27 protein-coding genes are annotated in these 26,679 nt (G+C 49.2%); 11 read left to right on the top strand and 16 right to left on the bottom strand.

The genetic code is table 11. From position 1 onward, the window contains the following. Window positions 1–67: 67 nt before the first annotated feature. Complete coding sequence (locus tag VFA_RS23780; protein ID WP_140209441.1) at window positions 68–418, top strand: hypothetical protein; 351 nt, start codon at window positions 68–70, stop codon at window positions 416–418. 90 nt (window positions 419–508) lie between these two features. Here the strand turns inward: VFA_RS23780 and VFA_RS07450 are convergent, their stop codons facing one another. Both VFA_RS07450 and VFA_RS07445 read right to left on the bottom strand, forming a co-directional pair. Next, window positions 509–916, bottom strand: a complete 408-nt coding sequence (locus VFA_RS07450) for a hypothetical protein (protein ID WP_038151204.1) — start codon at window positions 914–916, stop codon at window positions 509–511. Beyond that, entirely contained in the window at window positions 913–1,914 is a 1,002-nt protein-coding gene (locus VFA_RS07445) for a hypothetical protein (protein WP_004726104.1), read from the bottom strand. Before VFA_RS07445 ends, VFA_RS07450 begins: the two co-directional genes overlap by 4 nt. A 305-nt stretch (window positions 1,915–2,219) precedes the next feature. On the opposite strand from VFA_RS07445, the gene VFA_RS24140 reads away from it, so the two are divergent. The 3 genes from VFA_RS24140 (at window position 2,220) to VFA_RS07430 (ending at window position 6,026) form a co-directional block, all read left to right on the top strand. Then, a complete protein-coding gene (locus tag VFA_RS24140; protein ID WP_004726103.1) occupies window positions 2,220–3,536 on the top strand; it encodes a methyl-accepting chemotaxis protein in 1,317 nt (438 codons plus the stop codon). A gap of 604 nt (window positions 3,537–4,140) precedes the next feature. Further along, window positions 4,141–5,112 (top strand): calcium/sodium antiporter, encoded by a 972-nt coding sequence (locus VFA_RS07435; protein ID WP_004726102.1) that lies wholly within the window; start codon window positions 4,141–4,143, stop codon window positions 5,110–5,112. 56 nt (window positions 5,113–5,168) lie between these two features. After that, on the top strand, window positions 5,169–6,026 hold the full coding sequence (locus VFA_RS07430; protein ID WP_004726101.1) for a mechanosensitive ion channel family protein: 858 nt from the start codon (window positions 5,169–5,171) through the stop codon (window positions 6,024–6,026). Window positions 6,027–6,209: 183 nt separating this feature from the next. Here VFA_RS07430 and VFA_RS07425 read toward each other — a convergent pair whose 3' ends face one another. Next, the gene (locus tag VFA_RS07425) at window positions 6,210–6,530 is read right to left on the bottom strand and encodes a DUF1840 domain-containing protein (protein WP_004726099.1); all 321 of its coding nucleotides are present in this window, start codon (window positions 6,528–6,530) and stop codon (window positions 6,210–6,212) included. 377 nt (window positions 6,531–6,907) lie between these two features. Here VFA_RS07425 and VFA_RS07420 point away from each other — a divergent pair, with 377 nt between their 5' ends. The 6 genes from VFA_RS07420 to VFA_RS07390 all read left to right on the top strand — a co-directional run bounded on the left by VFA_RS07420 (window position 6,908) and on the right by VFA_RS07390 (window position 14,696). Further along, the gene (locus VFA_RS07420) at window positions 6,908–7,264 is read left to right on the top strand and encodes a VOC family protein (protein ID WP_004726098.1); all 357 of its coding nucleotides are present in this window, start codon (window positions 6,908–6,910) and stop codon (window positions 7,262–7,264) included. Between the two features lie 367 nt (window positions 7,265–7,631). Next, the gene (locus VFA_RS07415) at window positions 7,632–8,831 is read left to right on the top strand and encodes a type III PLP-dependent enzyme (RefSeq protein WP_004726097.1); all 1,200 of its coding nucleotides are present in this window, start codon (window positions 7,632–7,634) and stop codon (window positions 8,829–8,831) included. 168 nt (window positions 8,832–8,999) lie between these two features. Continuing rightward, the gene (locus tag VFA_RS07405) at window positions 9,000–9,671 is read left to right on the top strand and encodes a response regulator transcription factor (RefSeq protein WP_004726096.1); all 672 of its coding nucleotides are present in this window, start codon (window positions 9,000–9,002) and stop codon (window positions 9,669–9,671) included. A 22-nt stretch (window positions 9,672–9,693) separates the two neighbouring features. Continuing rightward, a complete protein-coding gene (locus VFA_RS07400) occupies window positions 9,694–11,160 on the top strand; it encodes a sensor histidine kinase (RefSeq protein ID WP_004726095.1) in 1,467 nt (488 codons plus the stop codon). Window positions 11,161–11,876: 716 nt separating this feature from the next. After that, complete coding sequence (katG, locus tag VFA_RS07395; protein WP_004726094.1) at window positions 11,877–14,051, top strand: catalase/peroxidase HPI; 2,175 nt, start codon at window positions 11,877–11,879, stop codon at window positions 14,049–14,051. 147 nt (window positions 14,052–14,198) lie between these two features. Next, window positions 14,199–14,696, top strand: coding sequence for a GNAT family N-acetyltransferase (locus tag VFA_RS07390; RefSeq protein WP_004726093.1), 498 nt, complete (start codon window positions 14,199–14,201; stop codon window positions 14,694–14,696). A gap of 78 nt (window positions 14,697–14,774) precedes the next feature. Here the strand turns inward: VFA_RS07390 and VFA_RS23980 are convergent, their stop codons facing one another. From VFA_RS23980 to VFA_RS07355, 7 genes are all read right to left on the bottom strand, one after another. Beyond that, a complete protein-coding gene (locus tag VFA_RS23980; protein ID WP_232281692.1) occupies window positions 14,775–15,230 on the bottom strand; it encodes a c-type cytochrome in 456 nt (151 codons plus the stop codon). Between the two features lie 3 nt (window positions 15,231–15,233). After that, window positions 15,234–15,677, bottom strand: coding sequence for a c-type cytochrome (locus VFA_RS07380; protein ID WP_232281691.1), 444 nt, complete (start codon window positions 15,675–15,677; stop codon window positions 15,234–15,236). Beyond that, complete coding sequence (locus VFA_RS07375; RefSeq protein WP_004726090.1) at window positions 15,670–16,209, bottom strand: methylamine dehydrogenase light chain; 540 nt, start codon at window positions 16,207–16,209, stop codon at window positions 15,670–15,672. Before VFA_RS07375 ends, VFA_RS07380 begins: the two co-directional genes overlap by 8 nt. Window positions 16,210–16,225: 16 nt before the next feature. Beyond that, a complete protein-coding gene (locus tag VFA_RS07370) occupies window positions 16,226–16,831 on the bottom strand; it encodes a thioredoxin domain-containing protein (protein WP_004726089.1) in 606 nt (201 codons plus the stop codon). Next, the gene (locus tag VFA_RS07365; protein ID WP_232281690.1) at window positions 16,831–17,385 is read right to left on the bottom strand and encodes a MauE/DoxX family redox-associated membrane protein; all 555 of its coding nucleotides are present in this window, start codon (window positions 17,383–17,385) and stop codon (window positions 16,831–16,833) included. Before VFA_RS07365 ends, VFA_RS07370 begins: the two co-directional genes overlap by 1 nt. Window position 17,386: 1 nt before the next feature. Beyond that, window positions 17,387–18,529 (bottom strand): amine dehydrogenase large subunit, encoded by a 1,143-nt coding sequence (locus VFA_RS07360; RefSeq protein ID WP_004726087.1) that lies wholly within the window; start codon window positions 18,527–18,529, stop codon window positions 17,387–17,389. Window positions 18,530–18,835: 306 nt separating this feature from the next. Beyond that, window positions 18,836–20,029, bottom strand: coding sequence for a class I SAM-dependent methyltransferase (locus VFA_RS07355; RefSeq protein ID WP_004726086.1), 1,194 nt, complete (start codon window positions 20,027–20,029; stop codon window positions 18,836–18,838). A gap of 245 nt (window positions 20,030–20,274) precedes the next feature. On the opposite strand from VFA_RS07355, the gene yccX reads away from it, so the two are divergent. Continuing rightward, window positions 20,275–20,550 carry an acylphosphatase gene (gene yccX, locus VFA_RS07350; RefSeq protein ID WP_004726085.1) on the top strand — a complete coding sequence of 92 codons (276 nt, stop codon included), beginning with the start codon at window positions 20,275–20,277 and terminating at the stop codon, window positions 20,548–20,550. A gap of 31 nt (window positions 20,551–20,581) precedes the next feature. On the opposite strand, the gene VFA_RS07345 is transcribed toward yccX, so the two are convergent. The 6 genes from VFA_RS07345 to VFA_RS07320 form a co-directional block, all read right to left on the bottom strand. Beyond that, window positions 20,582–20,911 (bottom strand): TusE/DsrC/DsvC family sulfur relay protein, encoded by a 330-nt coding sequence (locus VFA_RS07345; RefSeq protein WP_004726084.1) that lies wholly within the window; start codon window positions 20,909–20,911, stop codon window positions 20,582–20,584. Between the two features lie 139 nt (window positions 20,912–21,050). After that, a complete protein-coding gene (locus tag VFA_RS07340) occupies window positions 21,051–21,713 on the bottom strand; it encodes a Bax inhibitor-1/YccA family protein (RefSeq protein ID WP_004726083.1) in 663 nt (220 codons plus the stop codon). Window positions 21,714–22,046: 333 nt separating this feature from the next. Further along, entirely contained in the window at window positions 22,047–22,802 is a 756-nt protein-coding gene (locus VFA_RS07335; RefSeq protein ID WP_004726082.1) for an amino acid ABC transporter ATP-binding protein, read from the bottom strand. Window positions 22,803–22,824: 22 nt separating this feature from the next. Then, window positions 22,825–23,922: an amino acid ABC transporter permease gene (locus VFA_RS07330; RefSeq protein WP_004726081.1), complete on the bottom strand. Its 1,098-nt coding sequence runs from the start codon at window positions 23,920–23,922 to the stop codon at window positions 22,825–22,827. Window position 23,923: 1 nt separating this feature from the next. Next, window positions 23,924–25,132 carry an amino acid ABC transporter permease gene (locus VFA_RS07325; RefSeq protein ID WP_004726080.1) on the bottom strand — a complete coding sequence of 403 codons (1,209 nt, stop codon included), beginning with the start codon at window positions 25,130–25,132 and terminating at the stop codon, window positions 23,924–23,926. A gap of 67 nt (window positions 25,133–25,199) precedes the next feature. Beyond that, on the bottom strand, window positions 25,200–26,228 hold the full coding sequence (locus VFA_RS07320; RefSeq protein WP_004726079.1) for an amino acid ABC transporter substrate-binding protein: 1,029 nt from the start codon (window positions 26,226–26,228) through the stop codon (window positions 25,200–25,202). Window positions 26,229–26,679 lie beyond the last annotated feature (451 nt).

The raw sequence follows: 26,679 nt of genomic DNA, 5'->3' as shown, positions 1-26,679 counted from the left end.
TAGTTTGCTACGCTTTATTTTCACTCGGTGGTAACGATTTACTAACCTGATTAAGAGGGGAATTGCAATGAAGTTAAACAAACATATATTAAGTACATTGTTCGCATCAGCGGTACTTATTTCCACTTCAGCATACTCGTTCGAATATTATACAAACGGCGGTTTAATGTTTATCAAGAGTTTTCGAGATTCTTCTGGAAACATACGATATTGGGGATGTGGGCCAACACAATGTTTGTCTCTTAACAACAAAAGCAAATCTGAAGCAAGAAGCATGATTGAAGGTGCTGGCGATTTTAAAGGAACTTGGGAGTACAGGGGTGATTATGGACAATGTGAGGTTTGGGTGAGCAAGGTAAAACAAGGGAATTACCCTTCTCTGAAAACAGTTATGTCTAAGCTTCAGGAAAAATGTTAGATGATCCGCTCTTGTAAGTCTAAACTCCGATTTAAGCGAGTTTTGTCATTTGAAGAAAGCCAATGAGCATTGGCTTTCATCTGTTTATGTTTACTTGTTGTCTTTCAGCGAGGCACAAATTTCGTCATTGATGGCATACGTACGACTAGAGTATCGACTGGAGACTTTGCGCTCGTGCTTGCATTCAACATAACCCGAAACATTGGACTTGGTTTGACCGAATGTTGCGATCGCGAGCAGGGGGGCAATGACAACAAACATCAATATTCCCACTTTGTTGACATTGCCAATATTTATTGAAAGATTAAGTATGTCTTTTAAGTAATAAATGGAGAGGTAGGTACATATCAGCAAACCGCTATAGCTCGCCCAAATGTTTAATAAACCGTCCGCTTTTATCACAGTATTGGTTGAAAATGCCGAACCTATTTGTCCTGCAACCTGCCAATATGCCAAAAACCCCAAGAGACCCAAAAAAACGAGTCTTAAGTAGTTCATTGAAAATATTCCTTAACTGCTTCTGTCATTGTTTCTGAATATCCGTTGTTTTCGTCAACTGCATCTAATGCGTTACCAAGTATAAATGACGCCGCAGCGAACGTCATTCCACTGAACAGAACACCAACAGTTGTTGGCACTACAACGGCAGTGAATAGCGCAGCCCCTACCAGCGATATAAAGCCTTTTGCCAAATCCCCCGCTGTGTTTACGCCAAGTTCTGCTAAGGTAGCTTCATCACGCAATATGTAGTCGGTAGCATTGATTCCAATAGCAAACGCAATTTCAATACCGGCATTGAATTTTACATATCTGGTTACGCCCTTTAGATCGTTCAATCCCAAGCCGGCTTGGATAACTTTAGGGTTGTTCGCTCCCCATTTATTGCCTTTCATTAATGTCTGTTGGTGTTTGCGAAAATCACGGATGATCACCCAGTCTTTCCCATTGATACTTTTCGTCGATGCTTTAACGCCCAAACCACCCAAGCCCTTTGCAGTGGCGTAAGCTTCTGCACCACCTTTAGTTAAATCACTATAACTCCGAACATTGCCGATGGTCTCTTTGCCGCCTAGGCTCTGGTAAAATTCTTGAGCTTCCTCTAGAGACAATACGGCAATGCTGACAATAGGCTCGACGTATTCAACATCGATATATTTTTCACCTTCAGGCGCGGTGGGGTTATATGGTGGCCAGTACATGTTCTGGGGGGAAACTTTTTGTCTCGCCTGAACCATTTCATACGCTTGATCGTTGGCTTCAATGTTCTGCTGCCTTTGCATTGCAAGACGCTCTTTCGTAGACATCTTTGTCACTTCGGATTCACGTTGTGGCTTCAAATCGGAAAATGCAGTTCCGCTGGATACATTTTTTGCTTCGGCGGTTTTCAAAAGTGCAGCTGATTTCGCTAACTCTCTTTCCATCACACAAGACGCGCACTTTCCTATTTCCGGATTTTCACCAACCGGACACTTGTAGATTTTTTGTTTATCGAACATGGGATTAAGGGCACTCTCTGACGTTTATACTTTTATGCCCATATCATAATCGCAAAATTACCTAGGCAAAAATTTGCTCAGCACGAAGCAATGACGGATTTTGATCGACGCTCACAAACTTGTGTCAGCGAAGGGAGCGGATCTCAGCAATAATAAGGTCATGCGTGCATATACCGAACGCATGCGTCAATAAAAATTCAAACAAAAGGCGCATTGGTCGATAATGGGTAAAGGGCGTGGCGAAAGCGGTGAGGGCACGTTACACCTCCGTTTCCTAAACACACAATAATAAACACAGGGCAGCTATGTTTTTTAATCAGTCACTTCAAAAAGAAAATCAGCAGCTTAAAGAAGAGCTTTATTCTCTGGTTCAGGTTCGGGAAAGTCTTGAACAAGACATGTTGAGAATCACGCTTAATGCGAAAGGCGTGGTGCAGTCAGTCAATGCGCGTTTCCACAAGGAACTGGGCTTGGCCAAAGAGTCGGTTGAGGGGAAGCACCTCACGGAGCTGGTGCCGGAGAAAGCGCGCGATACTGAGCATTTTCATCGCATGAAAGAAGCGCTGGCGCGTGCAGAACACTGGAATGGCGCGCTGCAAATCAAGAAAGGTGGCAATAAAGAAGCGTGGTTGCGCACCATTATTCAACCGGTCAAAAACAGCAAAAATGAGCTGCTGCGCATCAGCGTTTACGCGACGGAGTTGACACGCACCATCACCACATCACGTGAGCATGAAGACATGCTCAAAGCGCTGAACCGTTCGACGGCGGTGATCGAGTTTAGCCTCGATGGCACGATTTTACGTGCGAACAAAAACTTTCTGAGCACCATGGGATATTCGAATAACGAACAAATTGCGGGCAAGCATCACCGAATTTTTTGTGAAGCGGAAGAGGTGAATTCACCGGATTACAAAGCATTTTGGCGAAAACTGGCCAGCGGTCAGTTCGTTTCGGAACGATTTAAGCGTGTTGACAGTTATGGCCAAATTGTGTGGCTGGAAGCTTCTTACAACCCGATTCATAACGATTTGGGAGAGCTGTATAAAGTGGTTAAGTTCGCGACGGTGATTACCGATCAAGTGAATCAGGAATTGGCCGTGGCCGATGCCGCTAAGATTGCGTTTGATGTGTCGGAAGTGACGGGGCAACAAACCTCGCAAGGTCAGCAAGTGGTGAGCACCACGATTGAGACCATGGAACGATTGGCCAAACAAATGCAGCAGGCCAGTGTGGGTATTGAAGCATTGAGTGAGCATTCGAAGAAAATCAGTGATTTGGTGAACAGCATCAGCGGCATTGCGGATCAAACCAACTTGTTGGCATTGAATGCGGCCATTGAAGCGGCGCGAGCCGGTGAGCAAGGGCGCGGCTTTGCGGTGGTCGCCGATGAAGTGCGCCAATTGGCATCACGCACCAACAAAACCACGGAAGAGATCGTGGCGGTGGTGAGTGAAAACCTGAAACGCACCAAAGATGCGGTGGATTTGATTGCCGCGTGTCAGAGCCAAGCGGGGGATGCGTTGGAACTGTCGACGGAAGCGGGTCAGGTGATGGGCGATATTCAGCGCGGCGCACAAAAAGTGGTCGATGCAATCAGTCAGTTCAACCAAAAACTATAAGCGATCATTGCGAACATTTGGCAGGGAACATCGTCGTCGGTGTTCCCTGTTTACTTTGCCCGATCTGCCTATGTTGATTTGGCTGCGCAATGTGTGATGCCCCCCGAGCTTTATCGGCTGCCATCAACAAGCACTTGCATTATCCCCGGTGACGTAGTTAAATGCGCGCGTTTAAGGGAGTAGCCTTCTTCATCGTGATGAAGAGTGAATATCAACAGTCTCCAAGCCTCATGCTTGTGGTATTCACGTTCCTGTGTTCTGGCAAGACTTAAGCAAAGTTTGGGTACGACAGGCCTCGATCTTTGCTTACGTGTATTTGCCTGTCGACCACAGGAGTTTTTATGCGCTGCTAACCAATCTTAAATGTCTGCCTTTCAGAACATTCAATCTCATTGTGCTTCGTTTGTGAAAAAATTCGTTTGTGAAGAAATTCGTTTATGAAGAAATAGGTCACAAGCGCACTGTGTGCGTAATTGAGCGTTATACTGAATTCACAAGCCTCACCACACAACAGGCAATATTTTCCAACAAACACAAAGGCTTTTTATAGCGCCGCTTGGTTGCGACTCATTTTTTAAGCGTGTTTGAAAGTAGGAAACGAGCTATGTTGTTAGCGATTGTGGCAATTATTGTCGGTTTTGGTCTGTTAGTCTGGAGTGCAGATAGGTTTGTTGATGGGGCTGCAGCCAGTGCAAATTATGCAGGGATGCCGCCATTACTGATTGGGATGTTGGTGGTCGGTTTTGGTACCTCCGCACCTGAAATGGTGGTGTCTGCTATGGCGGCGCTGGATGGCAATCCGGCGTTGGCGCTGGGGAACGCTCTGGGCTCCAACATCGTCAATATCAGCTTGATCTTGGGTGTTACGGCGTTGATTGCGCCGATTGCGGTGCATTCCAATATCATTCGTAAAGAATTACCCATTCTTCTGATCATCACCTTGGTGCTCGGCGGCATGCTATGGAACCACGATGTCAGCTTCATCGAAGCGAGCATTTTGTTAGTGGGTTTCATGGGGTTGATTGGCTGGTCGATTTGGAGTGCGTTAAAAGCCAAACGCGATGCGCTGCAATCCGAGTGTGAGCAAGCCGTGCAAATGCCAGCCTTGACCAAAGGCAAAGCGGCGTTCTGGTTGATCGTCGGTTTGCTGCTACTGGTGGCGAGTTCGCGCATTTTGGTGTGGGGCGCAGTCGAGATTGCGCAGCAACTGGGCGTGAGTGATCTGCTGATTGGCTTGACCATTGTGGCGCTGGGAACATCGTTGCCTGAGTTGGCGGCCTCGATTTCTGCGGCACGTAAAGGTGAGCATGACATCGCCGTGGGTAACGTGGTCGGGTCGAACATGTTTAACTCGTTGGCGGTGATTGGTATTGCTGGCGTGATTGAGCCGATCAACAATATCGGCGCTGAAATCTTCTGGCGTGATTGGACAGCGATGTTGGTGATCACCGCGATGTTGTTGATCATGGCGCTGAAGTTTGGCAAAGCAAGAACCATCACACGCAAAGAAGGGGCGGTTTTTGTATTGTTCTATCTGGCTTATAACCTGTATTTAATCATGGGCAGCTTGGGTTAATTCCCACTGGCTCAAATGCTCAACGATTCACTATAAAAATAATTACGGAGACCTTCATGGATTCATTAGTCGATTTCTACAATACGCATCAGACGTTGCTTGTAGATATTGCCAAAAACACCTTGCTGACGATTTTTATCGTCGTGGTGGCGTCGATTGCCTCGAAAATTGTGCGTAAAGCCGTGTTCAAAGGCGTGATGAAAGTCGGCAGCAGCGATGAAATCGTCGCACGTTTGCTGTCGAAAGTGGCGGCGTACTCGGTGTATTTGTTGGCCTTGGTGATCATCCTTGACTTGTTTGGGGTGAATACGGCCAGCTTAGTCGCTTTGGTCGGTGCGGCGGGCTTAGCGATTGGTTTGGCATTGAAAGATACGCTCAGCAACATTGCCGCTGGCATCATGATTTTGTTCCTCAAACCGATCAAAAAAGGCGAGTTTGTTGAGTTTGCGGGGTACACCGGTAGCGTGAGAGATATCGGCCTGTTTACCTCGGTCTTCGAAACGTCCGATGGCTTGTACATCTCCAGCCCGAACCGCACGGTGTGGGGCGCGACCATCAAGAACTTCAGCCGCAATAATCGCCGTCGTATGGAAGTGACCGTGGGCATTTCGTACAACGATTCGGTGGACGTCGGTTTGGAAGTGTTGAAAGCATTGGCGCTCAGCCATGAGGCGATCATGCGCGATCCGCAGCCGCAAGTGATGGTGCAGATGCTGGCTGATAGCTCGGTGAATCTGCAGCTGCGTGCGTGGTGTCCGAGTGACAAGTACTGGGAAACGTACTGGAGCATTCAGCGTCAGTTGAAAGGCAAGATTGAAGAGGCGGGCCTGTCAATTCCATTCCCGCAACGCGATTTGCACATCACCATGTCTCAGCAAGAGCAAATTTCGGTGTCTCAAACTATCCAAAAATAAAGCGCGCTGGCGGTTTCGTCACGCAGCTTGATTTCGAACGATATTATTTATCAGCCCCGCATTGACGGGGCTTTTTTGTGTCAGTTTCATCGTGGGTGATGAGCTGGCGGGCAGCGAGCTAATGGGCAGCGAGCTAATGGGCAGTGAGCTAATGGGGTATGAGCTGGCATCAGCCCGGTTGGGTTAGCAGCCTTCTTCCCACATCACGTCACACGCTTCTTTGGCCGCCGCAGTTAGCAATGCAATCAGCGGAATTGCGCGATTTGCAATGCTGACCGGAACCTCGGCCACGGTTTCATCATCGTCTTCTTCAATCTGTGGTTGTGCTTTTTTCTTTTCCGCCTCAATCGCGGTGGTTAATAACGCCAGTGCATGCGGCACATCTTTGGCAACAACGGCACCGGGCACCGTGCCGCTGTGTCCCATCATGTTCAACAGGCGTACAGCAATGTCGCCAAACATGGTGACGTTGGCGGACGCTTTACAGCGAAAGGTCACTAACATACGAATTCTCTCTTGTAATGCAGGCTCGCATGCCGTGTGGGGTAGCGAGCGAAGTTACGAATACATTGACTGTACTCCGATGGCGGGCAATATGCTACGTCGTAGCCAGTAAGTCGTAGCCAGTCAGTCGTGGTCATTGACGCGGCCATGTAACTCAAATCGCCTTCATGTCGCCCATGGTTGTATGGAAAAGTCGCGCTTTGGAAGCTGAATCACCGTATGGGATTGGATGATTAGCGCCTTATCACGGCAATATGCATCACGCGTCGCTACAATCCTCTCGTCAACGCCGCCTCGTTTCAGTCCGCGGATGACGTTGCGCCGATCGGTTCTCCATTGATCGGCCATCAGGAAAATATGCCAAGTAGGAGCAGACAATGAATCAACATGAAAAACTCAATTACGTTGAATTTGCGGCGCGCGATTTAGCGGCCACCAAGGCATTTTTCAGCTGCGCATTTGGCTGGACATTTGTCGATTACGGGGAAGGGTACACCGCGTTTTCTGGGCAAGGATTGGATGGTGGCTTTTTTGCCGCGCCGATGTGCAGCCAAACCGAAACCGGTGGCGCGTTGTTGGTGTTTTACAGCAGCGAGATTGAAGCGACGCAGGCGAAAGTGACGCAACACGGCGGTGAGATTGTGCGACCCATTTTTGAGTTTCCGGGCGGCTGCCGTTTTCACTTTAAAGAGCCCAGCGGCAATGAGTTCGCCGTGTGGTCGGAAGGGCGTTAAGAAAAACGTCTAAATCAGATGGAAAAGCGGGTCGAAAATCGCCTGTTTTTCCTTTGCCAACAGTGAGATCGCTTGTGTCGCAACGCCTCAAAAATCCATCATCAAATGCAATCTTCACCACAAAAATCTTTTGCTTTTAAGTGCCACATTTTTTATTGCGCTCGTGAAACGATGACCTTACTATCGCCTCGCTTCTTGATGATAGCCAATCCGAGTACATCACAGCAGGTCTTGTGGCAAGGCGATAGAGCAACTATCCAAGAGTGACTTTGACAGCGCGTTTGCGCTTTTATTGACGCTCCACTTTTCATCTCCAGCGAATGAAATCACGCCAATGAAAAGTGCACACTATATTTGGAGGTTTGCCATGGCTGCTGCTCGTTCAGTTCTGAATTTTCAATCTTTCACTTCTCAAGCACTGTCTGCTGATGACGTTCATTTGATCGAATCATCCGTTGAACAGTTTGGCGCGCCTTTGTTGCTGCTCGATTGCGACATCGTTCGCCAGCAATACCGTGCGTTGAGCGCAGCGCTGCCAAACGTGACACTGCACTTTGCTTTGAAACCGCTGCCACACCCAGTGGTGGTCAGAACGTTGCTGCAAGAAGGCGCAAGCTTTGACTTGGCAACCACTGGCGAAGTGGAATTGGTGGCACAAGAAGGCGTTCCAGCAGAGCGCACGATTCATACTCACCCAATCAAACGCGATGCCGATATTCGTGACGCACTGGCATACGGTTGCAACGTGTTTGTGGTGGACAACCTGAATGAATTAGCCAAGTTCAAAGCATACCGCGATGAGGTTGAATTGTTGGTTCGCTTGAGTTTCCGTAACTCTGAAGCGTTTGCTGATCTGTCGAAAAAATTCGGCTGTTCTCCTGAGCAAGCGGTGAACATCATCGAAATGGCAAAAGAGTGGAATATCCGTATCAAAGGGTTGTCATTCCACGTGGGCTCTCAAACCACCAATCCACAGAAATACGTGGAAGCGATTCGCACCTGCAAAGGCGTGATGGAAGAGGTGGTGGCGCGTGGCTTGCCTGCGTTGAGCACACTCGACATCGGTGGCGGTTTCCCAGTGAACTACACCAAACAAGTGATGCCAATTGATCAGTTCTGCCTGCCTATCAACGAAGCGTTGGCGGAATTGCCAGAAACCGTACAAGTGATTGCTGAACCGGGCCGCTTTATTGTGGCGCAGTGCATGATGAGTGTGGCGTCGGTGATGGGCCAAGCTGAGCGTGACGGCCAAATGTGGTACTACTTGGATGATGGCGTGTACGGTTCATTCAGCGGTTTGATCTTTGATGACGCGCAATACCCATTGGTGACGTTGAAACAAGAAGGCGAACGCGTCCCGAGTGTTCTGGCAGGCCCGACGTGTGACAGCATTGACGTGATTGCAGAAGACATTCTGCTGCCAAAACTGGACAACGGTGATTTGATTGTTGGCCGCATGATGGGCGCGTATACCAGCGCAACAGCGACCGACTTCAACTTCTTCAAACGTGCGCAGACAGTGGTGTTCAATGAGTTGGCTGAAAACAGCGAACGTATGATTGGTTAATACCACCGAATCGGTGCACACGAAATCGCGAAAAAACGCTCACTTCGGTGGGCGTTTTTTATGCGCGCGAAACACGCCACCGCAGCATCGCTCGCGCCGTTTGGGTGCACATTGGCGCGGATTTCACGTATGCTTGTCACCATACTTTCCTGAAAATCAGAACCTGCCGTGAAATTACTCATTATCGAAGACTCCGAAACCCTGCGCCGCAGCTTAATTGTTGGCTTGAATCACCTTGGATTTGCGACGGATGATACCGGCGATGGGCAGGAAGCCCTCAGCATGGCGCTCAACAATACATATGATGTGATCATTCTTGATTTGATGCTGCCTGGCCTGAGTGGGTTGGAAATTCTCAAGGCGCTGCGAAAACATAAAAAGCAGACACGTGTGCTGATTCTGTCAGCCAAAACCGAGACGCAAGATCGGGTCGAAGGCTTGTTGCAAGGGGCGGATGATTACCTCACCAAACCGTTTTCGTTTGAAGAGCTGCACGCACGCATCTTAACCATTATGCGCCGCGGGAGTTTGGAACAGGTCGATCAAACTTTGACGGTGGACGAATACAGCTTGAATCTGGTCGACAAGACCTTTCATTTTGAGCAGCAGACGGTCGACTTGACCCCCAATGAATTCAAAATATTGCAGTGTTTATTTGCCGCGCCCAATCGTGTGATGAGCGTCGAGCAGATCAGCGAAGCCGTGGTGGGGCACTTTGATTATGTGGCGAAAAATACCATCGAAGCGCACCTGTCTGCGATTCGTAAAAAAGTGCGTGACGCGGGCGGCACACTGCCGGTGAAGAATAAGCGCGGATTTGGTTATGTGGCGCAAAAATAGCGGCCACAGTAGGAGGAAGACGATGAAATCTTGGGTGCGTTCATTGTGTAAAGACAACCAGTTTGCGTCCATGGAACGCAACCTGATTAACTCCGTGACCTTTGTTTTCGGGGCATTCTTGTTTGTGGTGTTTTTGTCGGTCGACCTTGGTCTGGATGGGTGGGTTGAAGAGCAGTTCGATCAAGCGATGCTCAACAAAGCAAACTACCTGAAGTCACAGATTCGAGCGACGGAGCACCACGTGGAATTTCTGGCAGATGAAGGGTTTATGCCAGAGTACGACATCCATGAAGATGCACATTTCTTTCAGTTGTGGCGTGGTGATACGGTGCTTAAACGCTCGAAATCACTCGAAGCTTATCCGGGCGTGGATTTGATTAAGCCGGATGTCAAACTGGGCCGTGACCGCATTATTGATACCGTGATGCCCAACGGTAAGTTTGGCCGAGCGACGTTATCTCACTTTGTGCCCGAGAGTGACGATCATGAAATTTTACCGGTCACGCTCACCATTTATGAGTCGTCTGGCGGCTTGGAACGCTTGGTGTGGGTGGTTGATGGCCTGCTGGTGGGCAGTTTTATTTTGGCGATGATGATCATTCGTTATGTCACCAAAACCATTATTAGCCGAGGCTTGGAGCCGCTGGAAAAGCTCAACCAAGATTTGAAAACGTTGCACAGCAGTGAACATTTGGCGGAAGAGTTGGCCATTCCTGAGCGCACTGTGGAAGAGATTGAGCCGATTCGCAAAGAGCTGAACCGCTACATCCGCAGCAATCGTACCTTGATCAACAATGAGAAGCGCATTACCGCCGACATTGCGCATGAATTAAAAACGCCGCTGGCGGAGATGATTACCCTCAGCGAAGTCTACATTCGTTATCCGCAAGATGAGCGCATTAGCAAAACCTATCAACATGACATGCTGGCGATTGCCAAACGCATGAAAGCGATTGTGGAAAATTTGCTGCTGCTGCAAAAAACGTCGTCATTATCGATCAATACCGAGCAACAGGCGTTGTCGATTCGAGGGGTGTTTGGTCAAGTGAAGCATGACTTGACGTTCAAATACCCGCAAATTGATGCACGTCTATCGGTGCATTGTGACGGTGAGGAGTGTTTCGTCGCCGACCGGTTTAGCATCGAAACCATTTTGAAGAACTTGCTCGATAACGCGATGTTTTACAGCCCGCAAGAGAGCGTTGTGGCGGTTGGGTGGACTGAGTCGCCGTCGGCGTTTCAACTCACCATCAGCAATGCATTGATGCACCCGATCACGCAAGAGCAGCTAGCGAAACTCACGTTACCTCTGTTTCAGATTGATGCCTCGCGGACCAGCGATGAACGGTTTGGGCTCGGTCTTTCGATCATCAGCAACATCTGTAAGCAACACGGTTACACGTTGGCGTTTCACCAGCCTCAGCCGCTGGAATTAACGGTCAGTGTTACCCTTCCTAAGGGACAAGGCGAAACACCTCACGCCGCCTGATAGCGCGAGAAACTATCCATCCAAAGCCAGCGATATGCTGGCTTTTTTGTGCTTTAAATCAGGCTCTCAGTTGATGTGTTCAGAAGCTTAACTGCTTGTGACATTCATTGATGCTGGACATGGCGTGTTCTTGCTGCACGCAAGGCATGTATTTCAATCCTGCGCGCATGGGCAGGTTATTATTTGTCGCGATGAGGCGCGCTCGTTGGGTTGTATTTAGGTATTATTTCTGGGTTGCTCTTTGGTTTTAAATATGTTGCAAATATCATTCTAATAATTGTTATTTTGGATATATTCAAAAAATGATTTTGTTGAAAGTATAATTAAATGGTGACAACTTTATGACACAAACAGAATTGCCATCCTTCAAGCTTATTTAATGTAAGTAATTGATCCAATTTGTCTTGGTATGTTTTGAAAGGGATGCATTGCGTTGAGGTTTTATTTTAAGGTGGTTCAGTAAAACGGACTATTAATAAAGCTAAATACTTATTTAATCATTCAATGGGTCAGACTGAAACATCGAAAGTTTGTTTAATAGGTTTTTTCTATTGAAATAATCGTTACAAATAATGTGAACATTTGTTACTTCGCGACTAGACTCACTTTCGTAGACATTAATTCACACTATATTTTGCTAAGCAACTCATCGTATTAGCAAATTTGGATCAACGAATTCATTCAACTCGAACCAAAAATAGGTAAAGGGACATTTTATGGCAAATCATGATAGTAGCGCTTCAGGCAAATGCCCAGTGATGCATGGCGGCATGACTTCCGCGGGTACCTCCAACATGGATTGGTGGCCGAACGCACTAAACCTCGACATCCTGCACCAACATGACAGCAAGACCAATCCCTACGGTGCCGACTTCAATTACCGTGAAGCGCTGAAGACGCTCGACGTTGACGCACTGAAAAAAGACCTGAAAGCACTGATGACCGACAGCCAAGAATGGTGGCCAGCAGACTGGGGTCACTACGGCGGTCTGATGATTCGTATGGCGTGGCACTCTGCAGGTAGCTACCGTACCACTGACGGTCGCGGGGGCGGCGCAACGGGTAACCAGCGTTTCGCACCACTCAACTCTTGGCCAGATAACGCCAACCTCGACAAAGCACGTCGTCTGCTTTGGCCACTCAAGAAAAAATACGGCAACAAAATTAGCTGGGCGGATTTGATCCTGCTGGCTGGTAACATGGCGTATGAATCCATGGGCCTGAAAACCTTCGGTTTCGGCTTTGGCCGCGAAGATATTTGGCACCCAGAGAAAGACACGTACTGGGGTTCTGAAAAAGAGTGGTTGGCACCAAGTGGCAGCGCAGGCACACGTTACTCCGGTGAACGTGACTTGGAAAACCCACTCGCAGCCGTGATGATGGGCTTGATTTACGTGAACCCAGAGGGCGTAGATGGCAACCCAGATCCACTGAAAACGGCACACGACATGCGCGTGACGTTCGCTCGTATGGCGATGAATGATGAAGAAACGGTTGCACTGACTGCTGGTGGCCACACGGTGGGTAAAACGCACGGTAACGGCAACGCGGCAGAGCTTGGTCCTGATCCAGAAGGCGCAGACGTTGAAGAGCAAGGCCTAGGTTGGATTAACCACAAATCACGCGGTATCGGTCGTAACACTGTAACCAGTGGCTTGGAAGGTGCGTGGACGACGCATCCAACACAGTGGGATAACGGTTTCTTCAAGATGCTGCTTGAGCACGAATGGGCACTGACCAAGAGCCCAGCAGGCGCATGGCAGTGGGAACCAGTCGATATCGCAGAAGAAGACAAACCGGTTGACGTTGAAGACGGTAAAACCCGTTACAACCCAATGATGACTGATGCGGATATGGCGCTGAAAGTGGATCCTGAATACCGCAAGATCTCCGAGCGTTTCTACAAAGACCAAGCTTACTTCGAAGAAGTCTTCGCCCGTGCATGGTTCAAACTGACTCACCGTGACTTAGGTCCGAAAGCACGTTACGTGGGCCCAGATGTGCCAGCTGAAGATTTGATTTGGCAAGATCCAATTCCTGCGGGTCGCAGTGATTACGATGTGGATGCAGTGAAAGCGGCAATCGCAGCCAGCGGCCTGAGCATCAGTGAGATGGTGTCAACGGCATGGGACAGCGCACGGACATTCCGTGGTTCCGACAATCGTGGTGGTGCAAACGGTGCTCGTATTCGTTTGGCGCCGCAAAAAGATTGGGAAGGGAACGAGCCTGCGAAACTTGCGAAAGTGCTTGCTGTGCTTGAGAAGATTGCCGCTGACGCGGGTATCAGCGTCGCCGACACCATTGTACTGGCCGGTAACGTCGGTGTTGAACAAGCCATTCAAGCGGCTGGTTTCAACGTAACCGTTCCATTTAGCGCAGGTCGCGGTGATGCAACGGCAGCGATGACGGATGTAGAGTCGTTTGAGGTGCTGGAACCTCTGGCTGATGGCTTCCGCAACTGGCAGAAAAAAGACTACGTGGTGAAACCGGAAGAGATGATGTTGGATCGTGCTCAACTGATGGGCCTGACTGCACCTGAAATGACGGTATTGGTGGGTGGTTTGCGTGTCCTTGGGACCAACCACGGCGACAGTGCACACGGCGTCTTTACCGACCGCGTTGGCGCGCTGACCAATGATTTCTTCGTCAACCTAACGGACATGGCGTACAGCTGGAAGCCAACAGGTCGCAACAAGTACGATATTGTTGACCGCCACAGCGGTGCGACCAAGTGGACAGCCACTCGTGTTGACTTGGTGTTCGGTTCGAACTCCATCCTGCGCTCATACGCGGAAGTGTACGCACAGGACGACAACCAAGAGAAGTTTGTGAAAGACTTCGTGGCTGCTTGGACCAAGGTGATGAACGCAGACCGTTTTGACCTTATCTAAGTCCATAGGATGATATGACCCAATCCCTCGGCTAGCCCGGGGGATTTTTTTATCAGTTCAACGCTGTATTGTTTACTCTTTGCGCACGGTTACGTTAGATTGACAAAGGCAGTCATCAGATTGCATTGATAAAGCAAAGGAAAGGCGATGGAAATACGCGACATTCAGGACGTTGATATCGTAACAATTACCGAGATTTATAATCGTTACATCGAACAGACGACAATAACCTTTGAAGAAGATCCGATCAGCGTGAGTGATATGGGCGAAAGGGTGAATAAAATTCGCGCGGCCGGATTGCCATGGTTGGTCGTTGCACACGAAGGTACGGTAGTTGGCTACGCTTATGCCGGACAATGGAACACCCGCAGCGCTTATCGCTTTACCGTCGAACCTTCCATCTATCTTTCACCACAAGCCAAGGGGCAAGGGTGGGGGCGAGCGATTTATCAGATGTTGCTCAGTAAGCTAAAAGACCTCGGGATCCGCAATGTTTTGGGCGTTATCGCTTTACCCAATGGGGCGAGTATCGGTCTGCACGAAAGCCTTGGCTTTCGCAAAGTGGGCGAGTTCAGTCAGGTCGGATATAAATTTGAGCGTTGGCTTTCCGTCGGTTATTGGCAATTGGAGATTCCGGCCAAGTAACGACGAACACAGCCGGTCGTCGCAGCTTTCTGTCCGTAAACATGAATAATAAAGCCCGCATAATGCGGGCTTTGTGGGTTAAGGCCAAGGGTATGACCCTGTTGCGATGCCTTGCTCATTGAAGCGCTTGACGATTTCTCGGCGATATTTCACCACATCTTCCAGTGGCGCAGCACGAATCTGCGCAATCTCTTCGGCAGAGTAAGGTCTGGCATTGGCTTTGTCGCCCCATTTGTCATTGAGGTAATTCATCAATACCGCAAGGTCGTGATTGTTGAGTCCGGAAGCAATCACGCCGGGGACGTTCATTAAATAGACTCGGCCTTGTTCATCATCCATAAATGCACCGAGGTAGCCGGGCAGTGGCGGGATGCCTCCGGGTTCGGAGCCAGAGCCATCCATGTCATGGCAGCCGGAACATTTGAGGATGTAGTTCTGTTGAGGCGTATTAGGCACGGCATACGCCGCTCCGTTCAACAGGGCGAAGGTTAGGAAAACGCTTCGTACCCAACGACGGTCAAGCGTAGTCTTCATTCCTTAATCTCCGTCACGCAGTTGATGCAGATCCTGATGCGAGAGTGGATTCTCTTTGTATTGGTCGATCAGGGTGGCATTCGGACCGCCAGTCAGGTGGTTGATGTCATTCAGCACGTAGTGCGTGATGTCGACGAGATCCGCAGTATCGAGAAAACTTTGTGGAGGCATAGCGAATCCTTGATAGCTGTTGCCTAAAGACTCAATCTTGCCACTCATTCCACCGGTGACGACCCCCGCGATGTATTGATCGCGTTTGTCGCCCAAACGATTCCAGAGTTCCGGATTTTCCAGTGGCGGAGCGAGACCGATGATGCCTTTGGCGTCCATTCCATGGCAGCCAGAACAGTTGGTGACAAACTTATCCTGACCCGATTCGGCACTCACCGAATAGTGAGTGCCAAGCGCCATACATGCAAATAACAGAGAAGCGGCGCGTTTATTCATTCGCCAACCCCACCAATGCGGCCACGGTGCAGTGATAGCCTTTGTTGGTGTTGGCCATGCACCAGTTGATGTCATTGTGCAGACCCATGCGATACCCCGGGCGCTCTCGTTCGCTATTCAGACACGCCACCGAACTGTTCACCGTGGCTTTACCACAGCAGTCGTTGTACGAGACCAGATAGTTTTTGTTGTCGTTCGGGTTGAGACAGGTGCCTACCCACGCCACTTTGGACGCTTCAGAACCCGGAGGACAGGTGGTTTCGCTCCCCCCGGATGAGGAACACAAGTTGCCATCAAGCGCACAATGGCGCCAGTAGTCACAACTGTTCACGTCATCGCCGGGGCCTTCGGCTGCAAACACTTTGCCCGCTGAGCGGTCGAAGGGCAGCAATGGCATCATGCCGGTCCCGACGATAAATACACCCGCTTTGGCGAGGAAGTTACGGCGGCCAATTTGGCGTGCGGAATGACGGACGGTTTTCTCTGAGAGCCTGTCCATGGCATTCAATAACATGTCGCTGAATTTTTTCATTGTTACTGTCTCCTGCTTAGTGATTAACCGTCATGGTCTGTTTTTGTGAAAAATCTTGTAGTGATTCAAAGCCGCTCTCTTTGGCGTTGAACAGGCTTTCCAACTGTTCTCGGCTGTTGATCAGGCCTTTTGACACGATCTGTCCTTGTTCATCCATGAGAACAGAGAAGGGCAGTTTGGCGACGCGATACGCCACACCCAACTCTTGGGAGAGCACGTATGGAATCGCATCCAATTTGTGTTGGGCAATCAGTGCGCGTTGTGCCGCTTCATCGCCATCACTGGCCAGCACCACATTGAGCCAGCGCGTTTCGGCTTTTTGTAGGCTGTTGATGAGAGGCAGCAGCACTTTACAAATCGGGCAGGAGGGCGAGACAAACAGCACCAGCGTACTTTTTGCCTGTGCGCCGCCCAAGGTGATTTCGCCTTGGTTGAGCGATATAAGTGTCATGGGTTTGGGCGTTTCACCCAGTTGCGGCCCGTTGTTGTTGATCATGGCCCCGACCGGTGAAATTCGCTCAAACAGAATCCCAACTTGGCGAGAGAGCGCGATAAACGCGATAAACAGCAGTGCGACAAGTACAGCGAGAAAGCCGACTGCAAACAGTAATACAGTATTCATTAGACGTCCTTTTCCTGATCGTGTTGAGCAATCTTCAGAATCAAATCATGGTTGTGCATCAGTTGTTCCAGCAGGTAATACCCAAACCAGAGCAACACGCCACCGCCAATCGCCAAGGCCAGACTCAAGCTGGTGATTGGTTGATTGGCCGTCAACAACATCGAACCGGCCAGCACAATGAGGGTGGCATTACGCATCAATGTCCGGCGCGACACCACAATCGGTGTGCCGCCGCAGCCGCAGTCGATTTCTCGTTGACCACTTCTAAGCTGAAGGCTCATGGCGAGCGTATAGCCGATGAGCAGCAGTAACATCAACCCTTCGCCCACGGCATTGGTTGCCGGTGTGATGCTTAGAGCGACCGCCGCGATTTCACACACCAACAGCAGTACGGCAAGCGGGTAAGCGCGTGGCTCAAAGTGGCGTGAATACTGGCTGATGTACCCCGAGAAACGACGCAAATCCGATCCCTTGTGCAGTGCGGCCTGAATAAACACCAACACGAAGAAGGTCATGAGGGTCAAGTGATATTGGGTTATCCAGGATGTGCTCATCTCAGTAATCCACCATCAGCATTTGTGTGAAACTGCCCATCTCTTCGACTTCATCGACTTTGCTGCCTTCAAACGTGCTGCCGTTGAAGGTGTATTTGACCACGGTGCCGAAATCGGTCAGCGCAAATACGTCTGGCGTTTGGGTTTGAGAGACTGCCAACGAAATCGGTTCTTCCGCTTCAATACGCGTCACCACTTGGTGTGTGTCCATGTTGACGCCCCAGATCTCTTGCGCACCGTCTTTGTGGCTACCTTCTTTACCGTTCGGGTGCATGGCCACGAACATCAATTTGTTGGGTTGGTTGTAGCCCATCACTTCGTAGCCGCCAGGTAGCCAGCCGCCGTCGATGTCTTTGGTAAAGCTGAACTTATCTTCAAGTTTCACTGTGTCGCCGCTGTCGCTGAGCACGTACATGTTGCCTTTGAACGAGGTGAACATCAGCTTGCTACCGTCGCGTTGTGCGGTGATGAATAGCGCATCGTCATCGGTATCGAAAATCTTTTCACTTTTATGCGCGGTGTAGTTCTTGCCATCTTTGGCAATGACGTACGTGGAAAAAGTGCCGTCGCCACAAGCGGCGCTGAACTTGTTGTCCTCTTGCGAGGCGTAGATCCCCCAGCAACCCGGTGTCGGAATTTCTAGGAGTTCTTTCCCACTGGCGATATCAACGATAGACACTGAAGCCGCGGGCGTTGCATTTTGGACAAAGGCGTATTTGTCGCTGGCTGAGGTTTGGAATGAGTTCACGTATGCGGCGGATTGCGCCATTTTTGGAGATGAGGTGAGCTCTTTTTCTAAACTCAGCGAGTTGACCGTGAATTTTTGCACCACCGCATCGATGTCGCCCCATACGATTCGTTTGGGATAGACCGACGCGGTATAGAGCGATTTTTTGTCCTTTGACAGGCCAAACTGGGCAATCAAACCGGTGGAGATGTTCCCTTTGACGCCAAAATTGTCGGCGCCGAGCACGGTGATGGTGCTGGAGCCCGCCCAGCTTTGATCGATCACAAACACGTTCGGTCCCGGTTTAATTTCTTTCTCGACGGAAACGTGTTCGGGTTTAAATTGTGTGGCTGCGTTTGCGGTTGGAAGGAAGATTAAGCCGCTGATAAATAACGCGCCTAGTACTGTTTTTCTCATTGAATGATCCTTTTCGTTGTAAGAAATCATCATTCAAATCGCAAGCTTTATGCCATATTTATCAGCAGATACTCATTTTGCGTGTGCTCTCGAGGTCACACCTTGTTACATCTGGTCTGGCACGTGAACAGGGTTGTCATAAAAGTGTCATGGAAAGCGAAAGTCGGGGACTGGCTGCACAAAAATGTTTGTTTTCAATGCACTATTTTGGAGTTACTGCACTAAAAATGCGCTTGATTGCACATGCGGTTACATGCATTCGTGAAAGAAAAAAGGCTTCCCTTGGGGAAGCCTTTTGAAAAATGATTACAGCACTTTACAAGCGAAACCTTTGAGGTAAAACCCTTCTGGATATGCCGTGTCTGTCGGGTGATCGGCTGCTTGTTCAAAACGTTCCACGAATTTCACATCGCGGCCCGCGTCCAGCGCTGCATCGGCAATGATTTTCTGGAACAACACTTGATCCATCAAACCTGAACATGAATAGGTCAGCAGCGTGCCACCGGGATTGAGGATTTGCATCGCCAGCATGTTGATGTCTTTGTAGCCTCGGCATGCACCATTAAGCTGCGCTTTCGACTCTGCGAACTTGGGTGGATCCATGATCACCACATCAAACTTGGTGCCTTGGTCGCGGTATTCACGCAGCAGTTTGAATACGTCTGCATTGAGAAACACGGCGCGTTTTTTCGAAATATCGAATTCGTTCAGTTCTGCGTTGAACTTCGCAGTATCCAGCGCGGGTTGTGAGACATCTGCGTTGATGACTCGTTTTGCGCCGCCTTTGAGGGCGTACAGGCCAAAACCGCCGGTGTATGAGAAGCAGTTCAATACGTCTTTATCTTTCACGTATTTCATCGACTGGAAACGGCTGTCGCGTTGGTCGAGGTAGAAACCGGTTTTGTGGCCGCCCACGATATCGACACTGATTTTTACGCCATTTTCTTCAATCACGACTGATTTTGGTGGCGCTTCGCCATGCAGAACGCCAACGCGCTCTTCCAACCCTTCTTTTTTACGGACGGCAACATCAGAACGTTCGTAGATGCTGCATGTTGGGAAACATTGTTTCAGTGCTTCAACCAGCACGTCTTTTTGGCATTCAGCACCTGCGCTCAGCAATTGACACACCAGAAAATCTTGGTATTTGTCGATCGTAATGCCCGGCAGGCCGTCAGATTCTGCGGCGATCAAGCGGTAACCCGTTAGCCCGTCACGTACAATCAGATCGTCGCGGAGTAGTTGCGCTTGTTGAATACGTTTCACGAAGAACGCGGTGTCGATGGCTTCTTTTTCAAAGCTCCATACTCGCGCACGAATTTGAGAATGCGGTGAGTATGCCGCTTTCGCAAGCCATTGGCCATCGTGGGTATATACATCAACGGTGTCACCTAAGTTGGGTTCGCCTTCGATTTTGCCGATACCACGAGAAAACACCCAAGGATGTTTGCGGCGTAAAGATTTCTCACGACCTTTGACCAGATAGATTGCAGGAGTCATTGCGTTACTCAAATGATTAATAGAAATGGGCGGGTATTTTCATGGAACTCAGCCAGAAAAGCAAACGCCGCGGGAAAATAGTCTTGGTCTTGCGCTCACAGTGCTTGATGTGAAAATTGTCTATCCTTGGTAAAGGTGATTTAGGGTCAAGGCGAGCAAGTGGTGCGCATATGTTTAGGGAACTCAGGAAATGGTTGTTGTCGAATCACCATGAGGCTTCAACATCGGAACAGGAAGGGAATGAGATGTCGATCAAATGCGATAAGTTTATTGTGTCGGGCGTGGTGCAAGGGGTGGGGTTTCGTTATCACACGGCGCATCAAGGATTAACGCTGAGCTTAACGGGGTATGCAAAAAACTTGTCGAGCGGCGATGTGGAAGTAATTGCATGCGGGGAACCCGACCAAGTCGACGCGCTGCATGAATGGCTCAAAGAGGGGCCAAGAACGGCATCGGTCAATCACGTGGAACGTTTGGAATGTATCACCAACAAGCATTATCGCAGGTTTGAAATCCTGTAAGCTGGACGCTTACAGGATGACGAGTAAAGCGTTATAGGCACTTGGCCGGTTTTGGCAGGCCTGCCAGCTTGGTGGCTTGTTTCGCTGGGCCTTTCGGGAACAGTTTAAACAGGTATTTGCTGTTGCCTTTTTCTGGACCGTGCTCTTTTTCCATGGCTTTCACAAGCATGCGAATCGCCGGTGACGTTTTAAATTCTTCGTAGAAGTTACGCACGAAAAGCACCACTTCCAAGTGAGCATCCGTTAGAGTCAGGCCTTCTTCCTTGGCAAGCATGTCAATCATTCCTTCTTCCCACAAGGTGTAGTCCAACAAGTAGCCTTGTGCGTCGGTTTCAATCGATTTGCCGTTGTATTCAAACATCTTTATTGTCCAATCGTCAGTTTGCGCTAAGGGTAGCGAAGCTCTGGCGTTTGCTCAAGGAGTATTGCGTGTGTCGCAACAACGAAAAAGCCCGAAAGCGAGGCTTTCGGGCTTAGAATCGTCACCTGAAGCGAGCGAATTAATCGTCGCGCATCACGCCGAGAATGCTCAGCAGGCTGATGAACAGGTTGTAGATAGACACGTACAGTGTGATGGTTGCCGAGATGTAGTTGGTTTCACCACCGCGAACAATTTGCTGAGTAGTCAGCAAGATTGCGCCAGTTGAGAACAGCACGAACATACCGCTCATTGCCAAGTACAGCATTGGCATTTGCAGGAAGATGTTCGCCACCATACCGATCAGCAGAACCACAAAGCCTGCCATCAGCAGACCACCTAGGAATGACAGGTCACGTTTTGTGGTCAGTGCGTATGCGGATGCACCCATGAACGCCAGAGCCGTACCGCCAAGCGCGGTTAGTACCACATCACCCATCCCTGCACCGATGTACATGTTGAGGATTGGACCAATGGTGTAACCCAAGAAACCGGTAAACAGGAACGTAAAGACAAGGCCCATGCTGTTGTTACGGTTCTTTTCAGTCAAAAATAGCAGACCGTAGAAACCTACCAGCATGATGATCAGGCCCGGACGAGGAAGGTTCATCGCCATCGAGATACCAGCCACAACCGCAGACCAAAGCAGTGTCATTGAAAGCAGTGCATACGTGTTACGCAGCACTTTGTTTGTTTGTAGAGCACTGTCATAAGACGAGGTGCGTGAATACATAGGACTGTTCATACTCTTCCTCATAGAAAGGTGTTGATAGTTATATGGACATTTATGAGGCCAAAAGTTCCTTATTTCAAGCCTCTTCCAATACCAATTACTGGAAATAATAATCAAAAAATGGTCGCTCATGTGTGAGCAAGTTGTAACACAATATTTCCGTTTTGGTGAATGCTAACACACTAATTGTATGAATATTCTAAGCTTTTTGAAGTTAAGCGGAAATATTTGTTTAAATCCATGTGCATAAAGGTGATGAATGCCCAAGCGATTGGGCGCTTTTCAAGCGTTCTGCAAAAGAAAAGAGGCGATAAATCGCCTCTTTGATGAGTGAATTGGCCTGCATTAGTGGTGCAGAATCTGCGCCAAAAAGGCCTGAGTGCGGTCAGACTGCGGGTTTTCGAAGAAATCTTTTGGATTGTTCTCCTCGATAATTTCCCCGGCATCCATGAAGATCACCCGGTCAGCCACCTCTTTGGCAAAGCCCATTTCGTGCGTCACACACAACATGGTCATGCCTTCTTCCGCCAACTCGACCATTACATCAAGCACTTCACGCACCATTTCTGGGTCGAGCGCTGAAGTCGGTTCATCAAACAACATGACCTGCGGGTTCATGCACAATGAACGCGCAATCGCCACACGTTGTTGCTGACCACCGGACAACTGACCTGGGTATTTGTCTGCCTGATCAGGAATCTTCACGCGTTGCAGGTACTTCATAGCAATCGCTTCGGCTTCCTCTTTCGGCATCTTTTTCACCCAAATCGGTGCCAGTGTGCAGTTTTCCAAAACCGTTAGGTGAGGGAAGAGGTTAAAGTGCTGAAAACACATCCCCACTTCACGGCGAACGGCTTCGATGTTTTTCAGATCTTCCGTCAGTTCATTGCCTGACACGACGATCTGGCCTTTTTGATGCTCTTCCAGACGGTTGATGCAGCGAATCATGGTGGATTTACCCGAACCGGATGGGCCACAGATAACGATTCGCTCACCTTTTTTGACGTCTAGATTGATGTTTTTTAGTACGTGAAACTCACCGTACCACTTGTTCATGTCCTTAATCTGAATCATGAGTTCGCTTGAATTTTGTTGCGTCATAATACGTTCCTTGAAAGATTGCTTATCGTTTGTGGCCGGTGTGGAGTTTGCGTTCAAGCCAGATCGAATATCTCGACATGCCGAAACAGAACACCCAGAACACTAACGCGACAAATACATAACTCTCGGTTGCAAACCCTAACCATTCCGGGTCGGTGTTTGCAGCCTGGCCGATACCCAACACATCAAACATACCGATGATGAGCACCAAGCTGGTATCTTTAAACAGACCAATGAAGGTGTTCACGATAGACGGAATCGTGATTTTTAGCGCTTGAGGCAGAATGATCAGCCCCATTTTCTTCCAATAGCTCAGGCCAAGCGCATCGGCAGCTTCGTACTGACCTTTCGGAATGGCTTGCAAACCACCACGAATCACCTCCGCCATATAAGCGGCACTGAACATCACCACACCAATCAGGGCGCGCAGTAGCTTATCGGTTTCTGAACCTTCGGAGAGAAACAGCGGCAACATCACCGACGCCATGAACAGCACGGTAATCAAAGGCACGCCACGCCACACTTCAATGTACACGGTACAGAGGCTGCGAATGACAGGCATGTCTGAACGACGGCCCAATGCCAGTGCGACCCCAATCGGCAGCGAAACCACAATACCGACCAGCGCGATGATCAATGTCACCAACAAGCCACCCCATTTATGGGTAGACACCACCTCCAGTCCAAACACGCCGCCATACAGCAGGCCTGCCATCAGGAACGGATAGATGTTGACAAAGAACAGCCAGATCCACGTGCGTTTTGGCGTGCGTTCATACGCCAAGAGCGCAATGAAAATCGCCAATGTGGCAAAGAAGATGCGAGGGCGCCATAACTCAGCTTGTGGGTAGAAGCCGTACATGAACTGTTCCCAACGCACGCTGATAAAGACCCAACAAGCACCATCACGAGTACAGGCATCACGAGTGGCCCCCACCCAGTCTGCTTTGATGATGGCCCAGTCCAGCACATGCCAGATGGCTGAAAAGGCAATGTAGGCCAAGATCAATGTTACGACAGAGTTTAAAGGGCTGTTAAACAGATTTTTACGGAGCCAGCCGACCACGCCGGTTGTGTTTGCTGGTGGCGGCAGACTGGGTTGAAACTGATGCGTTTTCATCTTATCTCTCCACCAATGCAACTTTACGGTTATACAGGTTCATCAATGCTGAGGTAATCAAACTCAGAGCCAGATAAACCCCCATGGTCATGGCAATGATTTCGATTGCCTGACCCGTTTGGTTCAGCGTGGTTCCCGCGAAGACCGACACCAGATCCGGATAACCAATGGCCATCGCAAGCGATGAGTTTTTGGTCAGGTTCAGGTATTGACTGGTCAATGGCGGAATGATGATGCGCAGCGCTTGAGGAATGACCACCAGCTTCAATGTTTTCGAGCGCGGCAGGCCAAGCGACATCGCCGCTTCTGTCTGACCATGGCTTACGGCATTGATCCCGGAACGAACAATCTCTGCGATGAAGGCGGCCGTGTAGACACTCAACGCGAGCAGCAGGGCCGCCAGTTCAGGAATGATGCTGATACCACCGCGGAAGTTGAAACCTTTCAACTCGGGGTATTGCGCCGAAATCGGCATCCCCATGATGAAATAGACAATCAGCGGTAGACCCACACACAGCACCAGAACAATACGTCCCATCGGCGTTTGTTGACCGGTGAGGCGTTGCTTGTTATTGGCCCAGATATTGATCACGATCGAGGCGATAACGCCTGCCACGAAAGCAATTAGAACCACACTGGATCCAGGTTCGAAGACCGGCGCCGGGAAGAACAAACCACGAACGTTCAAAAAGACCGCTTCGCCTAAGCTCATACTCTCACGTGGTGACGGCAGCGCTTGTAGCACGGCGAAGTACCAGAAGAAGATCTGAAGCAGAAGTGGGATATTACGGAACGTTTCGATATACACCGCCGCGAGACGGCTAACTAACCAGTTAGATGATAGGCGTGCAATGCCCAGCACGAAGCCGATCATCGTCGCCAAAATAATGCCCAAGACTGACACCAAAGCGGTGTTCAGTAAGCCGACAACGAACGTTCGCCCGTAAGAGTACGTTTCGTTGTAGTCGATCAAGGTCAGGCCAATCCCAAAACCGGCAGGTTGATCGAGGAAATCAAAACCGGTCGCGATACCTCGCGATTCCAGATTTGTCAGGGCGTTATTAATGATGGTGTAGAAGAAAAAAACCAGAGCGGCAATAGCGATCAGCTGAAAGACAACTGAACGAAAGGTGGGATTGTAAAATAAACTTGTGCCTTTCGACGGAGCAGCGCTCGCGGTCTTTTGCACAGCAGTATTCGTAGGTTTCATACAGCGATAACCTCTTATCCATTTTTGACAAAGGGCGGCCGAAACCGCCCATTTTTATCAGTCTTTATTAACGGATAGGTGGAGCGTACATAAAGCCGCCCGCATTCCACAGCGCGTTCACGCCACGAGAAATTTGCAGAGGCGAACCTTTACCAACGGTACGCTCAAAGCTTTCACCGTAGTTACCCACTTGTTTCACGATTTGGTAGCCCCAATCGTCACGAATGCCAAGGCCTTTGCCCTTTGGACCGTCAACACCAAGGATACGCTTCACTTCTGGGTTGTCTGATTTCAGCATTTCGTCAGCATTCTTCGACGTGATGCCATACTCTTCTGCGTTGACCATCGCAAATAGAGTCCATTTCGCGACGTTAAACCACTTGTCGTCGTCCTGGCGAACAACCGGGCCAAGCGGTTCTTTTGAGATGATTTCTGGTAGTACGACTGCTGAATCTGGTTTTTCCAAGTTCAGACGCAGCGCGTAAAGACCCGATTGGTCCGTGGTCAGCACATCACAACGACCTGCATCGAAACCTTTCGATGTTTGCGCCGCAGTATCGAATACGACCGGCTTGTAGCTCATGCCATTGTTACGGAAGTAGTCTGCAAGGTTGAGCTCAGTGGTGGTGCCCGATTGAACACATACGGATGCGCCATCCAGTTCTTTCGCACTTGAAATGCCAAGATCTTTCTTAACCATGAAGCCCTGGCCGTCGTAGTAGTTCACACCAACGAAGTTCAGACCCAGCGCGCTGTCGCGGTGGAGTGTCCAAGTGGTGTTACGAGACAACACATCAATTTCGCCTGACTGCAGGGCAGTAAAGCGTTCTTTCGCGGTGAGAGGTACGTATTTCACTTTAGTTTTGTCACCAAGAACTGCAGCCGCGAGCGCTTGGCAATATTCCACATCAATCCCTTCCCATTCGCCTTTTGCGTTCGGGTTCGAGAAGCCCGGTAGACCAGTACTCACGCCACAAGTCAGAAAACCTTGTGACAACACTTTGTCTAGGGTGCTATCCGCAGCAGATGCTGAGTTTGCCATCAGGGCAGTCGATGCCGCTACGACGGAAGCAAGAAGTGTTAGTTTATTTGCCATTTGTATCCTTCCTGTATGATCCATATTTGATCAGTGATGCCTGATCCAAGGTTCAGAAAATGTTGTGTTTTATTATTAGTTTCGGTTGTATTTGGGCTCAATCGCACGTTTACAAATCAACCGTTTATAAGCGTAGGAAAGGATTAAAGTTTTCTCAAATATATAATTTAAAAAGATTTTCGTTTGAGAAGCCAAACCTAAGCTGTTGTTAGAATGGCCAAATGTTACGCGATTGTAAATAGTGCAACTAGGCACACGAATAGTGCAACAGAACGGTCGAAGTACTATTGACTGTTAACTTAATATTAACACTTGGTGTCGGCATGGTAATTCAATATAAAATGCTGATCATCCGCTTAAATTCGGTGATTAATTATTTCATCCACCTTAGCTAGTGATTTCATTGCACCTTTTTTGGTAGCATGAAACGCATAGTTATTTAGATTGTGAA

It is taken from the genome of Vibrio furnissii CIP 102972 (assembly GCF_000176175.1).
Classification (GTDB): domain Bacteria; phylum Pseudomonadota; class Gammaproteobacteria; order Enterobacterales; family Vibrionaceae; genus Vibrio; species Vibrio furnissii.
Note: the sequence above shows the minus strand (reverse complement) of the source record. Positions and strands in the feature narration are given on the sequence as shown.

Excerpts from the sequence above, each read along its gene's own strand:
- yccX (WP_004726085.1), top strand. The coding sequence starts at position 20,275 with ATGTCGATCAAATGCGATAAGTTTATTGTGTCGGGCGTGGTGCAAGGG.
- VFA_RS07390 (WP_004726093.1), top strand. The coding sequence starts at position 14,199 with ATGGAAATACGCGACATTCAGGACGTTGATATCGTAACAATTACCGAG.
- VFA_RS07340 (WP_004726083.1), bottom strand. The coding sequence starts at position 21,713 with ATGAACAGTCCTATGTATTCACGCACCTCGTCTTATGACAGTGCTCTA.
- VFA_RS23780 (WP_140209441.1), top strand. The coding sequence starts at position 68 with ATGAAGTTAAACAAACATATATTAAGTACATTGTTCGCATCAGCGGTA.
- VFA_RS07320 (WP_004726079.1), bottom strand. The coding sequence starts at position 26,228 with ATGGCAAATAAACTAACACTTCTTGCTTCCGTCGTAGCGGCATCGACT.
- VFA_RS07450 (WP_038151204.1), bottom strand. The coding sequence starts at position 916 with ATGAACTACTTAAGACTCGTTTTTTTGGGTCTCTTGGGGTTTTTGGCA.
- VFA_RS23980 (WP_232281692.1), bottom strand. The coding sequence starts at position 15,230 with ATGAAGACTACGCTTGACCGTCGTTGGGTACGAAGCGTTTTCCTAACC.
- VFA_RS07360 (WP_004726087.1), bottom strand. The coding sequence starts at position 18,529 with ATGAGAAAAACAGTACTAGGCGCGTTATTTATCAGCGGCTTAATCTTC.
- VFA_RS07335 (WP_004726082.1), bottom strand. The coding sequence starts at position 22,802 with ATGACGCAACAAAATTCAAGCGAACTCATGATTCAGATTAAGGACATG.
- VFA_RS07370 (WP_004726089.1), bottom strand. The coding sequence starts at position 16,831 with ATGAATACTGTATTACTGTTTGCAGTCGGCTTTCTCGCTGTACTTGTC.
- VFA_RS07325 (WP_004726080.1), bottom strand. The coding sequence starts at position 25,132 with ATGAAACCTACGAATACTGCTGTGCAAAAGACCGCGAGCGCTGCTCCG.
- VFA_RS07365 (WP_232281690.1), bottom strand. The coding sequence starts at position 17,385 with ATGAGCACATCCTGGATAACCCAATATCACTTGACCCTCATGACCTTC.
- VFA_RS07435 (WP_004726102.1), top strand. The coding sequence starts at position 4,141 with ATGTTGTTAGCGATTGTGGCAATTATTGTCGGTTTTGGTCTGTTAGTC.
- VFA_RS07375 (WP_004726090.1), bottom strand. The coding sequence starts at position 16,209 with ATGAAAAAATTCAGCGACATGTTATTGAATGCCATGGACAGGCTCTCA.
- VFA_RS07425 (WP_004726099.1), bottom strand. The coding sequence starts at position 6,530 with ATGTTAGTGACCTTTCGCTGTAAAGCGTCCGCCAACGTCACCATGTTT.
- VFA_RS07420 (WP_004726098.1), top strand. The coding sequence starts at position 6,908 with ATGAATCAACATGAAAAACTCAATTACGTTGAATTTGCGGCGCGCGAT.
- VFA_RS07430 (WP_004726101.1), top strand. The coding sequence starts at position 5,169 with ATGGATTCATTAGTCGATTTCTACAATACGCATCAGACGTTGCTTGTA.
- VFA_RS24140 (WP_004726103.1), top strand. The coding sequence starts at position 2,220 with ATGTTTTTTAATCAGTCACTTCAAAAAGAAAATCAGCAGCTTAAAGAA.
- VFA_RS07380 (WP_232281691.1), bottom strand. The coding sequence starts at position 15,677 with ATGAATAAACGCGCCGCTTCTCTGTTATTTGCATGTATGGCGCTTGGC.
- katG (WP_004726094.1), top strand. The coding sequence starts at position 11,877 with ATGGCAAATCATGATAGTAGCGCTTCAGGCAAATGCCCAGTGATGCAT.
- VFA_RS07445 (WP_004726104.1), bottom strand. The coding sequence starts at position 1,914 with ATGTTCGATAAACAAAAAATCTACAAGTGTCCGGTTGGTGAAAATCCG.
- VFA_RS07415 (WP_004726097.1), top strand. The coding sequence starts at position 7,632 with ATGGCTGCTGCTCGTTCAGTTCTGAATTTTCAATCTTTCACTTCTCAA.
- VFA_RS07345 (WP_004726084.1), bottom strand. The coding sequence starts at position 20,911 with ATGTTTGAATACAACGGCAAATCGATTGAAACCGACGCACAAGGCTAC.
- VFA_RS07400 (WP_004726095.1), top strand. The coding sequence starts at position 9,694 with ATGAAATCTTGGGTGCGTTCATTGTGTAAAGACAACCAGTTTGCGTCC.
- VFA_RS07330 (WP_004726081.1), bottom strand. The coding sequence starts at position 23,922 with ATGAAAACGCATCAGTTTCAACCCAGTCTGCCGCCACCAGCAAACACA.
- VFA_RS07355 (WP_004726086.1), bottom strand. The coding sequence starts at position 20,029 with ATGACTCCTGCAATCTATCTGGTCAAAGGTCGTGAGAAATCTTTACGC.